The 13,161-nt window shown below is 55.6% G+C and carries 12 protein-coding genes; 11 read left to right on the top strand and 1 reads right to left on the bottom strand.

Annotated features, from left to right (window positions below; genetic code table 11):
* Nucleotides 1-15 precede the first annotated feature (15 nt).
* Nucleotides 16-882 carry a helix-turn-helix domain-containing protein gene (locus K334_RS13575; protein ID WP_025881457.1) on the bottom strand — a complete coding sequence of 289 codons (867 nt, stop codon included), beginning with the start codon at nt 880-882 and terminating at the stop codon, nt 16-18.
* A gap of 141 nt (nt 883-1,023) precedes the next feature.
* Here K334_RS13575 and K334_RS0105860 point away from each other — a divergent pair, with 141 nt between their 5' ends.
* The 11 genes from K334_RS0105860 to K334_RS0105815 all read left to right on the top strand — a co-directional run bounded on the left by K334_RS0105860 (nt 1,024) and on the right by K334_RS0105815 (nt 13,126).
* Nucleotides 1,024-2,370 (top strand): anaerobic C4-dicarboxylate transporter family protein, encoded by a 1,347-nt coding sequence (locus K334_RS0105860; protein ID WP_025881456.1) that lies wholly within the window; start codon nt 1,024-1,026, stop codon nt 2,368-2,370.
* A 51-nt stretch (nt 2,371-2,421) separates the two neighbouring features.
* Nucleotides 2,422-3,471: an L-asparaginase 2 gene (ansB, locus tag K334_RS0105855; protein ID WP_027444658.1), complete on the top strand. Its 1,050-nt coding sequence runs from the start codon at nt 2,422-2,424 to the stop codon at nt 3,469-3,471.
* A gap of 23 nt (nt 3,472-3,494) precedes the next feature.
* A complete protein-coding gene (locus tag K334_RS0105850; RefSeq protein WP_025881455.1) occupies nt 3,495-4,703 on the top strand; it encodes a porin in 1,209 nt (402 codons plus the stop codon).
* 18 nt (nt 4,704-4,721) lie between these two features.
* A complete protein-coding gene (aspA, locus tag K334_RS0105845) occupies nt 4,722-6,128 on the top strand; it encodes an aspartate ammonia-lyase (RefSeq protein ID WP_025881454.1) in 1,407 nt (468 codons plus the stop codon).
* Nucleotides 6,129-6,798: 670 nt separating this feature from the next.
* Complete coding sequence (locus tag K334_RS0105840) at nt 6,799-10,146, top strand: glycosyltransferase family 117 protein (protein WP_027444657.1); 3,348 nt, start codon at nt 6,799-6,801, stop codon at nt 10,144-10,146.
* Between the two features lie 18 nt (nt 10,147-10,164).
* Nucleotides 10,165-10,776 carry a polysaccharide deacetylase family protein gene (locus K334_RS0105835; RefSeq protein ID WP_021589219.1) on the top strand — a complete coding sequence of 204 codons (612 nt, stop codon included), beginning with the start codon at nt 10,165-10,167 and terminating at the stop codon, nt 10,774-10,776.
* Complete coding sequence (gene queG / locus K334_RS13570) at nt 10,754-11,791, top strand: tRNA epoxyqueuosine(34) reductase QueG (protein ID WP_025881453.1); 1,038 nt, start codon at nt 10,754-10,756, stop codon at nt 11,789-11,791. The genes K334_RS0105835 and queG overlap by 23 nt, the downstream gene beginning before the upstream one ends.
* A 2-nt stretch (nt 11,792-11,793) precedes the next feature.
* Nucleotides 11,794-12,048 (top strand): hypothetical protein, encoded by a 255-nt coding sequence (locus tag K334_RS0105825; RefSeq protein ID WP_238319044.1) that lies wholly within the window; start codon nt 11,794-11,796, stop codon nt 12,046-12,048.
* 165 nt (nt 12,049-12,213) lie between these two features.
* Nucleotides 12,214-12,354 carry a hypothetical protein gene (locus tag K334_RS15245; protein WP_248623507.1) on the top strand — a complete coding sequence of 47 codons (141 nt, stop codon included), beginning with the start codon at nt 12,214-12,216 and terminating at the stop codon, nt 12,352-12,354.
* The gene (trxA, locus tag K334_RS0105820) at nt 12,290-12,742 is read left to right on the top strand and encodes a thioredoxin (protein WP_051218669.1); all 453 of its coding nucleotides are present in this window, start codon (nt 12,290-12,292) and stop codon (nt 12,740-12,742) included. The genes K334_RS15245 and trxA overlap by 65 nt, the downstream gene beginning before the upstream one ends.
* A 9-nt stretch (nt 12,743-12,751) precedes the next feature.
* Nucleotides 12,752-13,126, top strand: coding sequence for a MarR family winged helix-turn-helix transcriptional regulator (locus tag K334_RS0105815; RefSeq protein WP_025881447.1), 375 nt, complete (start codon nt 12,752-12,754; stop codon nt 13,124-13,126).
* Nucleotides 13,127-13,161 lie beyond the last annotated feature (35 nt).

Raw genomic sequence — 13,161 nt, 5'->3', positions numbered from 1 at the left:
GCAGGCCCCGCCGGCTCATCTGCCCCGATAGGCGACAGGCGACATGCCCGCACGCAGCTTGAAAAAGTTGGAGAAAGCCGACTGGTCGCTGAAGTTCAAATCCTCCGATATCTCACCAATCGTCTTTGAAGTGGACGACAACTGCACGCACGCCTCGTTGTAAAGCATGCTCTGCAGATAAGCCAACACGGTGTTGCCCGACACCTCCTTCACGGCCCGTGTCAGGTAAACCGGCGTGATATTCATCCTGTCCGCATAGAACTGGACTTGATGTTCTTCCTTGAAATAGCGATAAGCCAAGTGGATAAAGATACGGAAGATGTTTTCCTTGTGGCCCGAGTCATGCGGCTTCAGCCTGCTTCCCGTCATCATTTCGGATAAGAACAACTGGCCGAAATGAATCAAATGCCGCATCATCGACGACTGATAGAGATGGTGTTTCATCATGGCATGCTTTATCTGATAGTGCCACGTGACGAACTCCTGCCGCTGCGATTCGCCCAACGACAACACCCGAAAGGTCTCCACAATGCTTTTCGGAATCTCGTCGTCCACCCTTCTCACCGTATTATAATAGTGCGCCTCCACCAAAATCAGCGCCGCCCGCATCTCCTCAAGCCTCTCCGGAAACACAACAAGCTGATAGGGGGTGACGAAAAACAGGTCTCCCGCTTCCAAAACCACCTGCGTTCCGTTGGCTTGGAAGCACAAACAGCCTTTTTCTACAAAAACGATTGAATAGAAATTGAAGTATGCGGAGCAGCCTGCGAAGGCCTTCAAGTTTCCTTCCGAAGCCTCTATGTAGGAAACTTGCGCGTCATAATAACATCCTTCAGGTATGCGAGCCGAGAATTCGTTCAGGTTAAATATCTGGTTCTGCATGCGTTTCGATTTAGTCGCAAAAGTACGATTTGTTTTGAAATTTACAAAATTAAGTAGCAAATTTGTAAACGCCCACCCGTCGGAATTGCATAACTTTGCCATTGTGATACAGCAATAAATTCTTAATTTCAATCGATTCGTATGGCCACCGCTGTCATTTTCATACAGTTATTCATCGTTTTGGCACTCATTTTCATAGGCGCCAGAGTCGGAAGCATCGGTCTCGGAATCTATGGAATGGTAGGCGTCTTCATCCTCGTGTTCATCTTCGGCCTGCAACCGGGCAGACTCCCCATCGACGTCATGCTCATCATCGTCTCCGTCATCACGGCGGCGGCGGCCCTCCAGGCGGCCGGCGGACTCGACTACCTGGTCGGTTTGGCGGCCAGATTCCTGAAAAGCCATCCTGACCACATCACTTTCTACGGCCCGTTGACCACCTGGCTCTTCTGTCTCGTAGCCGGAACGGCCCACACCTCTTATTCCTTGCTGCCCATCATCTCCGAGATAGCCACCAACAGCAAGATTCGTCCCGAGCGGCCGATGAGCGTTGCCGCGATAGCCGCTTCGCTCGGCATTACGGGCAGTCCCGTCTCGGCAGCCACGGCGGCCGTCATCAGCACCGACCTGCTGGGCGGCCGCGGCATAGAGCTGAAGGACATTCTCCTCATCTGCATCCCCGCGTCGCTCATCGCCATCCTCGTGGCGTCGTTCGTGCAGAACTTCATCGGCAAGGATCTGGAGAAAGATCCCGAATATCTCCGCAGGGTGAAAGAGGGATTCATCAATCCCGAAAAGGACGCCGAGCTGCTCCAACAGATGGAACTGCACCCCGACAGGCGTGCCCAGTACTCCGTCTTCGCCTTCCTTCTGGGCGTATTCCTCGTTGTTTTGTTTGGTTCCGTGCCCTCGCTGCGCCCCTCCTTCACCGTCGACGACACCACCACGCGCATCGGCATGCCCGAAACCATCGAGATCATCATGATGTCCACAGCCGCGCTCATCCTCATCGTGAGCAAGGCCGACGTGAAGAAAGCCGTGCAGGGCAACGTGTTTGCGGCCGGCATGAACGCCATGGTCAGCATATTCGGTATCGCCTGGATGGGCGACACCTTCTTCAACGGCAACCTGGCGTTCTTCAAGACCCACATCGCCGACATCGTTTCGCAGTATCCCTTCCTCTTTTCCGTGGCCCTTTTCTTCATGTCCATCATGCTGTTCTCGCAGGCTGCCACCGTGCGCACGCTCTATCCGCTCGGTATCGGACTGGGAATCAGCCCACTGGCGCTTGTCGCCATGTTCCCCGCCGTCAACGGTTACTTCTTCATTCCCAACTATCCCACCGAAGTGGCGGCCATCAACTTCGACCGCACGGGTACGACCCGCATCGGCCGCTACGTGCTGAACCACAGCTTCCAGCTGGCCGGATTCATCACCACCTTCGTCTCCATCGGCGTCGGCTACCTCATCATCACCTTTTTCTATTAAAGAATTCATTATCCCAAAAACTTCATATTACCAACTTAAAACCATCTGATTATGAAAAATTTAAGACTTACCATGCTCGTGCTCGCCGTGTTCGCCATCACGATTGCCGTATGTGCCAAGCCCAAAATCCGCATCATCGCCACGGGAGGCACCATCGCCGGCGTCGCCGCTTCGTCCTCTTCATCGGCCTATACGGCCGGACAGGTCGGCATTCAGGCCCTCATCGACGCCGTACCGCAGGTGAAAGAGCTGGCAGAAGTGAGCGGTGAGCAGCTCGTCAACATCGGTTCGCAGGACATGAACGACCAGGTTTGGCTCAAACTGGCCAAGCGCATCAACCAGCTTCTCAATGCCGAAGGCTACGACGGCGTGCTCATCACCCACGGCACCGACACCATGGAGGAGACCGCCTACTTCCTTTCGCTGACCGTACACAGCGACAAGCCCGTCATCCTCGTGGGCTCCATGCGTCCCTCGACGGCCATCAGCGCCGACGGACCGGCCAACCTCTACAACGGCGTGGCAGCCCTCTGCGACCCCACTTCCAAAGGCCATGGCGTGATGGCCTGCATGAACAACATGCTCATCGACGCCAAAAACCTCTACAAGAGCCACACCACCGACTGCGCAACCTTCAAGGGCGCATACGGCCAGATAGGCTATGTCTACAACGGAAAGGCCTACTACACCGCCGAACCCATCTACCGCCACACCACCCGCAGCGAGTTCAACGTCGACAATCTCGACAAGTTGCCGCAGGTGGGAATCGTCTATGGCTATGCCAACGCTTCGGCTCTACCGATGCAGGCCTTCGTGAATGCCAAGTTCGACGGTATCGTCTTGGCCGGCGTGGGCGACGGCAACTTCTACAAGGACGTGTTCGACGTGGCGTTGAAGGCCCAGAACAGCGGCATTCAAATCGTCCGTTCCAGCCGTGTCCCCACAGGGCCGACCTGTCTCAACGGCGAAGTCGACGACAGCAAGTACCACTTCGTGGCCGCGCTCAACCTGAATCCGCAGAAAGCCCGCGTGCTGTTGCAGCTGGCACTGACCAAGACACACGACTGGCAGCAGATTCAGAAATACTTCCAGGAATATTGACCAAACCCTCAAAGCTTATGAAGATGAAAAAGACAATGCTGTCCGTCGCCCTTCTGGCGGCGGCAACGACCGCGAACGCGCAGGGCGGCAACACCGGCATGGGCGGCTGCGACGGCGACTACAAGTCGCTGGCCGAGAAGGTGGCCAGGCTTGAAAAGAAGACCGACGCCTTCAACCTGTACTTCAACTACGCAGCCAGCTACCGGCTGGAAAAGAACAGCCTGGCCGACGACGCCACGTCGGGCTTCGCCAACAAGCAGCTGCGCATCGAGATGAAGGGCAACCTCGGCGACCACCTCTTCTATCGCCTCCGCCACCGTCTCAACAAGGCCGACCAGGCACGGAGCGAAGACAACTTCGCGAAGGCCACCGACATCATGATGGTCGGTTGGAAATTCAACGACAAACTGACGCTTCAGGCCGGCAAGCTGTGCCAGATATGGGGCGGCTTCGAGTTCGACGAGAACCCGATGTACATCTATCAATACAGCGACATGGTGGACAACATGGACAACTTCATGGCCGGTATCGTCGCATCATACAAGCCGATTCCCACGCAAGAGCTGGCCGTCGAGATTTCAGACGCCAACACCGACAAGCTGAGCGACGTCTACGGCAGCCCCGCCTACTCGGTGGAGAAAGACGGAACGGGAAAGCGATTGCTGGAGCAGGCCAACCATCCTCTCACCTACATCGTCAACTGGAACGGCAGTTTCCTGGGCGGAAAGCTGAACACGCGCTGGTCTTGGGGCATTCAGACGCAGGCCAAACACAAGTACAGCCGCATGCTCGTCCTCGGCCAACAGCTCAATCTGCCGCGCTTCCAGTGGTACTTCGACTACATGGGAGCCTTCGACGGACTCGACCGACTGGGCATTGCCACCGCCGACCTGCAACCTACATTCGGCGACAACGTGCCCACCTACTTCAGCGACGTCCACTACAACAGCTTCATCAGCAAAGCCAACTGGCAGTTCGCGCCCCAGTGGAACCTCATGCTCAAGGGCATGTACGAGACCGCCAGCGTCACCAAGATCGAACGATGCAAGGACTATCGCAAGAGCTTCGGCTACATGGGAAGCCTGGAATACTACCCGGCGAAAGACCAGGACTTCCGCATTTTCCTGGCCTACGTGGGCCGCAAGGTCAACTTCAGCGACGAGTGCAAGCTGAAAGACTACAACACCAACCGCATAGAGTTGGGCTTCATGTATAGAATCAAGGCTTTTTAAACGAATAAATACAATATTATGTCAGAACAGAAATTCAGAGTGGAATCCGACCTTTTGGGCGAATTGAAAGTTCCCGAAGAAGCTTATTACGGCGTACAGACCCAGCGTGGCATTGACAACTACCACATCTCACGCAAGAAGATGCGCGACTATCCCGACTATGTCATCGCCATCGCCTACGTGAAGCTGGCTGCCGTGCAGACCAACCACGCCCTCGGCGTCATCGACGACGAGATTGCGGGTGCCATGGCACAGGCCTGCCGCGAACTCATCGACGGCAAAATGCACGACAACTTCCCCATCGACATGATGCAGGGCGGCGCCGGCACGTCGGTCAACATGAACGCCAACGAGGTCATCGCCAACCGCGCGCTCGAAATCATGGGCCACAAGAAGGGCGAATACCAGTATTGCTCGCCCAACGACCACTGCAACTGCGGCCAGTCCACCAACGACGTCTACCCCACCACGATACGCTATGCCATCATCCGCATGAACAAGACCCTCGTGGCCTCGCTCACCGGACTCATCAGCGCGCTGCGCTACAAGGCCGAAGAGTTCCAGGACGTGCTGAAGATGGGGCGCACGCAGCTGCAGGACGCCGTCCCGATGACCTTCGGACAGGAGTTCAACGCCTACGCCAACAACCTGGAAGAAGAGATACTCAACCTCGACCGCAACGTGAAACTGCTGCATGAAATCAACATGGGCGGCACGGCCATCGGCACGGGGCTGAACGCCGTGCCCGGCTTCACGAAGCTCTGCGCGGCCAACTTGAGCAAACTGACGGGCGAACCGTTCGTCGCCGCCACCGACCTGGTGGAGGCAACGCCCGACACCGGCGCGTATGTCAGCTACTCCGGTGCCCTGAAACGCCTGGCCATCAAGCTGTCGAAGATCTGCAACGACTTCCGTCTCATGGCCTCGGGGCCCCGCTGCGGCCTGCACGAAGTGAACCTCCCGCCGATGGCGCCGGGCTCTTCCATCATGCCGGGCAAGGTCAATCCCGTCATTCCCGAGGTGACCAACCAGGTTTGTTTCAAGGTGATCGGCAACGACACGACCGTCAGCTTCGCCGCCGAAGCAGGCCAGTTGGAGCTGAACGTGATGGAGCCGGTCATCACGGAGTGCCTCATCGAAAGCCTCATCTGGCTCCACAACGCGCTCGACACCTTCACCGAGAAGTGCGTACTGGGCATTACCGTCAACAAGGAACGTTGTCTCGAAATGGTCAAGAACTCCATCGGTATCGTGACGGCCCTCAACCCCTACATCGGCTACAAGAACAGTACGAAGGTTGCCAAGGAAGCGCTCGAAACCAACCGCTCGGTCTACGACATCGTGCTCGAAAAGGGACTGATGACCCAGGACAAGCTGGACGAAGCCCTCGACCCGAAGAACATGCTCGTTTCGCACAAGTTCTGACAACCCAAACACTTCAAAAACACTCAAACTCCGACAGCTCTTAGCCCGAGCTGCCGGGGGTTTTCATTGTATCCCGCGCGCCAACGCATATTCCCATTGGGGAATAAAGAAAATCCCGCGGGAAATTCTCCATTTCCATTATGAAACATTAAGAATCCCGCGAGAAATTTCATCTTTCCATTTAGAAATGTTAAATCCTCGCGGGAAATTTCATCTTTCCATTTAGAAATGTTAAATCCCCGCGGGGAATTTCATCTTTCCATTTGGAAATTAAGAATCCCGCGGGAAATTTGATCTTTCCATTTGGAAAATAAGAATTTCCTGCGGGAAATTTCATCTTTCCATTTGGAAATTAAGAATTTCCTGCGGGAAATTTCATCTTTCCATTTGGAAATTAAGAATTTCCTGCGGGAAATTTCGTGTTTCCCATTTGGGATTTCCCCGGAGCGCCACGCTTTTCTGCGTTCCCGCGCGGGAATGCCCTGGAGCGCCACGCGCTGACAGGTTTTCGTTTAATTTATCTTTTTACCCTTTCAGTTTTTTTACTCTTTTAGTTTTTTACCTTTTTACTTTTAAAAATATATAGTAACTTTGCACGCGTTGGAACCTGAATGCCGACAGACAGGCGACCTTTTTTCAAGAAGATATTTCGAAATAACAGACAACAATAATGAAACAGTACAAACTGGTAGACAATGTCATGGGGTGGCTGGCTTTCGCGATAGCCGCCGTCGTATATTGCTCTACGATTGAACCGACAGCCAGCTTCTGGGACTGTCCCGAATTTATCTCGACCGGTTACAAGCTCGAAATAGGTCACCCGCCCGGAGCGCCTTTCTTCATGCTGACGGCCAATCTGTTCTCCCATTTCGCAAGCGACGCTTCGCAAGTGGCACGCTGGGTCAACACGATGAGCGCGCTGCTAAGCGCCACCACCATCCTCTTTCTGTTCTGGAGCATCACCCATCTCACCCGAAAGCTGATTCTGAAGGACTGGAGTGAGATGAGCCTGGGCAAGCTCATTGCCATCGAAGCCTCGGGACTGGTGGGCGCGTTGATCTACACTTTCAGCGACACGTTCTGGTTTTCGGCCGTCGAAGGCGAGGTCTATGCCTACTCTTCGGCGTTCACGGCCGTCGTCTTCTGGCTCATCCTGAAATGGGAGGACCACGCCGACGAGCCCCACAGCGACCGCTGGCTCGTCCTCATCTGCTACATGACGGGCCTGAGTATCGGCGTCCACCTGCTCAACCTGCTCTGCATCCCGGCCATCGTACTGGTGTTCTGCTACCGCAAGTTCCCCGACATCGAGCTGAAAGGCTCCCTGCTGGCCCTGCTGGTGTCGTTCGTCATCGTGGCGGGCGTGCTCTATGGCATTGTTCCGGGCATCATCACCGTGGGAGGATGGTTCGAGCTGTTCTTCGTCAACGTGCTGGGATGTCCGTTCAACACGGGTGAAATCGTCTACATCGTCCTCTTGGTGGGTGCCGTCATTTGGGCGATCTACGAGAGTTACAACCACCGCAACGACAAGTTGGAGAACATTTCGTTCCTGCTCTCGGTCGCCTTGCTGGGCATTCCTTTCTACGGCTACGGCTGGAGTGCCGCCGTCATCGGCATACTGGTGCTGGCCGTCCTGTGGTTTGTGCTCAACTACAAGCGCACGGTCGGGGGCAAGAAGCTTTCGCTCGTCTCTTCACGCATCAAGAACACGACGCTGCTGGGCTTTCTCATGATCATGATCGGCTATTCGAGCTACGCCCTCATCGTCATCCGCTCGTCGGCCAACCCGCCGATGGACCAGAACTCGCCCGAAGACATCTTCACGCTGGGCAGCTACCTGAGCCGCGACCAGTATGGCGACCGGCCGCTGCTCTACGGTCAGCCCTATACGGGACAGGTGAAACTGGAGCAGGAGGGCAACATGTGCAAGCCCGTCAGCAAGGAAGGGGCGCCCATCTACGCCCGCAAGGAAAAGAAATCGGCCGACGAGAAGGACTCCTACTTCGTCGTCGCCCACAAGAACAACTACGTCTATGCCCAGAACATGTTCTTCCCGCGCATGCACAGCAGTGCCTACGCGCAGGCCTATGAAGACTGGATGGGTGGCGTGGACGGTACGGATGTGCCCTACGACCGCTGCGGAGAGCCCATGACGGTGAAGGTTCCCACCCAGTTGGAGAACATCCGCTTCTTCCTGTCCTATCAGTGCAACTTCATGTACTGGCGATACTTCATGTGGAACTTCGCAGGACGCCAGAACGACATCCAGAGCAATGGCGACTTGGAAAAAGGAAACTGGATCACCGGCATTCCGTTCATCGACAACGCTCGTCTGGGAGACCAGAGCAAGCTGCCCGACGGCCTGAAGAACAACAAGGGACACAACGTGTTCTACTGTCTGCCGCTGCTCCTGGGCCTCATCGGACTGTTCTGGCAGGCGTGGCGCGGCAAGCGCGGAATCCGCCAGTTCTGGGTGGTGTTCTTCCTGTTCTTCATGACCGGCCTGGCCATCGTGGTCTACCTGAACCAGACGCCCATGCAGCCACGCGAGCGCGACTATGCCTACGCGGGCTCGTTCTACGCCTTTGCCATCTGGTGCGGTATCGGCGTGGCCGCCCTCATCGACCTGGCCAAGAAATACATCAAGGCAAACGACGTGGTGTTGGCCTCCGTCTTGGGACTGCTCTGCCTGCTGGTGCCCATCCAGATGGCCAGCCAGACCTGGGACGACCACGACCGTTCGGGCCGCTACGCCTGCCGCGACTTCGGCCAGAACTACCTGATGACGCTTCAGGACCAAGGATATCCCATCATCTTCACCAACGGCGACAACGACACCTTCCCCCTGTGGTACAACCAGGACGTGGAGGGGGTGCGTCAGGACGCCCGCGTCTGCAACCTCAGCTACCTGCAGACCGACTGGTACATCGACCAGATGAAGCGCCCGGCCTACACCTCTCCCTCGGTTCCCATCACATGGTCGCGCCTGGAATACTGCTCGGGCACGAACGACTACATCCAGATTCAGCCCGGTCTCAAGGCGCAGGTGATGGAATTCTACAAGGAGAATCCCGAAGAAGCCAAGAAACAGTTCGGCGAAAGCCCGTTTGAACTGAAGAACATATTGAAGTATTGGGTTCGCAACGGCAAGGACGAACTGCACGTCATCCCCACCGACACCGTCTATGTCACCATCGACAAGGACGCCGTGAAGCGCAGCGGCATGCTGATGGCGGGCGACTCCATCCCAGACCGCATGGTCATTTCGCTGGCAAAGAAGAACGCGCTCTACAAAGGCGACCTCATGATGCTCGAAATGATAGCCAACGCCAACTGGACCCGACCGCTCTACGTGGCGCTGACGGTGGGCGAAGACAACTACATGAACCTGGGCGACAACTTCGTCAAGGAGGGATTGGCCAACCGCATCACGCCTTTCACCACGACACCGCAGAGCGGCAACAAGAGCTTCGACACCGAAAAGGTCTACAACAACTTGATGAACCGCTACAAATACGGCAACCTGAAGCAGCGTGGACTGTATCTCGACGAGACGGTTCTGCGCCTTGTCTACACGCACCGGCGCCTCTTCGCCGAGCTGGCCAACCAGCTGATACAAGAAGGAAAGAAGGAGGAGGCACGGAAAGCGTTGGCCAAATGCGAAGCCGAGATACCGAATTACAATGTTCCTTACAGCTATCTCAGCTACAGTTTCCTGACCGGTGCAACAGAAATGGCCCAGGCCTACGCGCTGCTGGGCAACAAGACCAAAGCCCGTGAAATCCTCAATGCCGTCTGGCGTGAAACCGCGCAGTATGTCAACTGGTGTCTGCTCCTCACAGGAGACAAGTTCAACCTGTCCATGACGTCTTGTCTCCGACAGTTGAGCTTCATGCAAAGCATCATACAGACAACACGGCTCGTCGACGCGGGCCTGGCCGTGAAGCAGGGCCAGCAGTTCGAGCATTTCTACAAGCTCTATGTGGGCAAGGGTGGCGTGCTGCCCGAGAACTAATCAGCCGGCAGACCGACCATGATAATCGAACAGCCGGCCAAATGGCTACGATGGATTTATCCCCACGCGCTCTGGCGGATGGACAAGCACGACCATTCGGTCTACCTGACGTTCGACGACGGCCCCATCCCCGAGTCGACGCCGTTCATTCTTGAGACGCTGGCGCGGTATGACGTGAAGGCTACGTTCTTCATGGTGGGTGAAAACGTGCTCCGCTATCACGACCTTTACAACGACATCGTGAACGCCGGACACCAGGTCGGCAACCACACGTTCAACCACATGGGCTCTTTCAAGCATTGGACATTGAGCTACGCGCTGAACACGAGCAAGGCCAACGAGCTGATTCACGCCCATCTCTTCAGACCTCCGCACGGCTGGATGCGGGCCAGCGTCTATTGGTGGCTGTCGCGCCAGTACAAGATTGTCATGTGGGACCTCGTCACGCGCGACTATTCCAAGTGGCTGACGGGGCCGGATGTCTTCAACAACGTGAAGCGGTATGCCCGCAACGGCAGTATCATCACGTTCCACGATTCGCTCAAAAGCATAGACAAGCTCAGGTACGCGCTGCCCAAATCCATCGAATGGCTCAAGGAGCAAGGATATGAATTCAAGACTTTTGACTGACCGAATCAAAGCCGAGGCCACCCGTCTCGGCTTTTTTGCATGCGGAATGGCCAAGGCCGGCCCTGTGGACGAGCTGATGGCACAGCGGTTGAAGTCGTGGTTGCAAGAGGGCCACCATGCCGGCATGGCGTATATGGCCGACCACACCGACAAGCGGCTCGACCCGCGGCTGCTCATGCCGGGGCTAAAAAGCATTGTCTGCGTGGCTCTGAACTACGCGCCGGCGCAGCGCATGGCGGAGGAGGAATACCAGTTGGCCGCCTACGCGCTGGGCAAGGACTACCACGACGTGGTGAAAGCCAAGCTGCGGCAGCTGGCCGCCTCCATAGGAGCGGTCGACTGTCTGTATCGGAAGGTGGAGGACGGAGCGCAACCGCAGGCCGACGACACCCTCAAATGCCGCATCTTCGTCGACTCCGGCCCGGTCTTAGAACGCTACTGGGCGGAGAAGGCCGGCCTGGGATGGGTCGGTCGGAACCACCAGCTCATCATTCCCCGTGCCGGGAGCATGTTCTTCCTGGGCGAACTCTTCCTTTCGGCTGAATTGGAATATGACAGCCCCATGCCCAACCGCTGCGGCAACTGCCACAAGTGCGTCAACGCGTGCCCGACGGGAGCCCTCCACCGCCATTCGACCACGTTCAACGCCGAACAGTGTCTGAGCTATCAGCTGATAGAGAACCGTGGAACGCTTTCGGAAGAGGCGCGACAGGCCATGGGCAACACCATCTATGGCTGCGACCGCTGCCAGACGGCATGCCCCTGGAACCGTTTCGCCACACCCAACACGACGCCCGAACTGCAACCGAGTGCCGACTTGCTGGGCATGAAGCGGGCCAATTGGCAGCAACTGACTGAGGAGCAATACCGCAAACTCTTCAAGGGAAGTGCCGTGAAACGGGTCAAATACGCCGGACTGAAACGTAATATAGACGCAGCCATGCGCGGCGAGGCTGGCGACAGGCAACGCGATGACGACGCCAACATTGCACTAACAACTGATAATATAGAATGAAAATGAGTGAATTGGAACAGGAAATACAGATGTTTTTCAGGTCGTTTGCGCTGCAAACGCTTCAAGAGGCGAAGGCGGACGCGACCAATCCACGTGCCGTGAAGCAGGCCATGCTGGACTACTACGAAGAAATTTACCCCGCATTCGCCCGCACCGATATCTTCAAGGCCTGCCCCGAAGGCTCGGCCGACTACGAAACCATGGTCGAAGCATACAAACAGAACTTCTCCCTCTTGCTCGAAGGACGCATACCATAGCCCAAACATGCTGACGAAAGGCTGCTTTCACATCACTTTTTTTTCCGTAGGAAAATGTTAATAACACACTGAATATAGTTAATTTAGATTTATTTTCCATCAGAAATTTGTAGCTGTCGCTTCCTTCTATTACCTTTGCAACGTTTTCCAAGGGAAATCAAAAGAATGTCAAACATAAACAGCAATCATCCCAAAGGATATGAAGAAAACCACCCTACTCCTGCTCGCAGCCACAACCGCCATGACAATGGCCGCCTGCAAGCCGCAAAACAAAGTGAATCAGCAACAGAACAACAACGTAAATAAAGAACTAAAAGTAAAGGAGAAAAGAAATATGACAGTATCAGAATTGACCACAGCCGAGTTCAAGAAGAAAGTAATGGACTTTGAGAAGCACCCGAAAGAGTGGGTGTTTGAAGGCGAACGTCCCGCCATCATCGACTTCTATGCCACCTGGTGTGGCCCCTGCAAGGCTACGGCACCCATCTTGGAGGAACTGGCCGGCGAGTATGCGGGCAAAGTGGACATCTATAAGGTCGACGTAGACCAGCAGCAGGAGCTGGCCGCCATGTTCGGCATTCGCTCCATCCCCTCTCTGCTCTTCATCCCGAAGGATGGTCAGCCGCAGATGCAGGTTGGCGCAATGAACAAGCAGCAGCTTGAAGCGGCCATCAAGTCGACCCTTTTGAAATAAAGACCGCTGATGAATCAGGAGTGTATTCGCCGCATCAGAAACATTTATCGCACAATCGCGCAGTTTGAGGCCTCGCTCCAACAGAAGTTGGGCCTCAACATCAATGAGGCCATGCTGTTGTGTCTGGTTGCCGACAAAGCCCACATCTCGTCGGGGGAAATCGCCGAGGAGTTGAACCTCACGCCATCGAACGCGTCGAAGGTCATCGCGTCGCTCGAAAAGGACGGCCTCATCCGCCGAAAGACCTGCAAGGACGACAGACGCTGCATGAAGTTCTGCATTACAAGCAAAGGAGAAGAGCGACTCCACCGGCTCAACTGCGACTCCCTACAGCTGCCATGCAGCCTGCAAAAGCTGTCGGAGCAGGTTGAGGAACAAGGATAGAAATACTTGGTTAAAGGGTATAACAGTGTAATAAA

Source organism: Segatella baroniae DSM 16972 = JCM 13447, from assembly GCF_000426585.1.
GTDB lineage: Bacteria > Bacteroidota > Bacteroidia > Bacteroidales > Bacteroidaceae > Prevotella > Prevotella baroniae.
This window is presented reverse-complemented; position numbering and strand designations above follow the sequence as displayed.

Bases quoted from the DNA above. Each gene is read 5' to 3' on its own strand.
- K334_RS13575 (WP_025881457.1), bottom strand. From the start codon at position 882: ATGCAGAACCAGATATTTAACCTGAACGAATTCTCGGCTCGCATACCT.
- ansB (WP_027444658.1), top strand. From the start codon at position 2,422: ATGAAAAATTTAAGACTTACCATGCTCGTGCTCGCCGTGTTCGCCATC.
- K334_RS15245 (WP_248623507.1), top strand. From the start codon at position 12,214: ATGTCAAACATAAACAGCAATCATCCCAAAGGATATGAAGAAAACCAC.
- aspA (WP_025881454.1), top strand. From the start codon at position 4,722: ATGTCAGAACAGAAATTCAGAGTGGAATCCGACCTTTTGGGCGAATTG.
- K334_RS0105850 (WP_025881455.1), top strand. From the start codon at position 3,495: ATGAAAAAGACAATGCTGTCCGTCGCCCTTCTGGCGGCGGCAACGACC.
- K334_RS0105860 (WP_025881456.1), top strand. From the start codon at position 1,024: ATGGCCACCGCTGTCATTTTCATACAGTTATTCATCGTTTTGGCACTC.
- trxA (WP_051218669.1), top strand. From the start codon at position 12,290: ATGACAATGGCCGCCTGCAAGCCGCAAAACAAAGTGAATCAGCAACAG.
- K334_RS0105840 (WP_027444657.1), top strand. From the start codon at position 6,799: ATGAAACAGTACAAACTGGTAGACAATGTCATGGGGTGGCTGGCTTTC.
- K334_RS0105815 (WP_025881447.1), top strand. From the start codon at position 12,752: ATGAATCAGGAGTGTATTCGCCGCATCAGAAACATTTATCGCACAATC.
- K334_RS0105835 (WP_021589219.1), top strand. From the start codon at position 10,165: ATGATAATCGAACAGCCGGCCAAATGGCTACGATGGATTTATCCCCAC.
- K334_RS0105825 (WP_238319044.1), top strand. From the start codon at position 11,794: ATGAGTGAATTGGAACAGGAAATACAGATGTTTTTCAGGTCGTTTGCG.
- queG (WP_025881453.1), top strand. From the start codon at position 10,754: ATGAATTCAAGACTTTTGACTGACCGAATCAAAGCCGAGGCCACCCGT.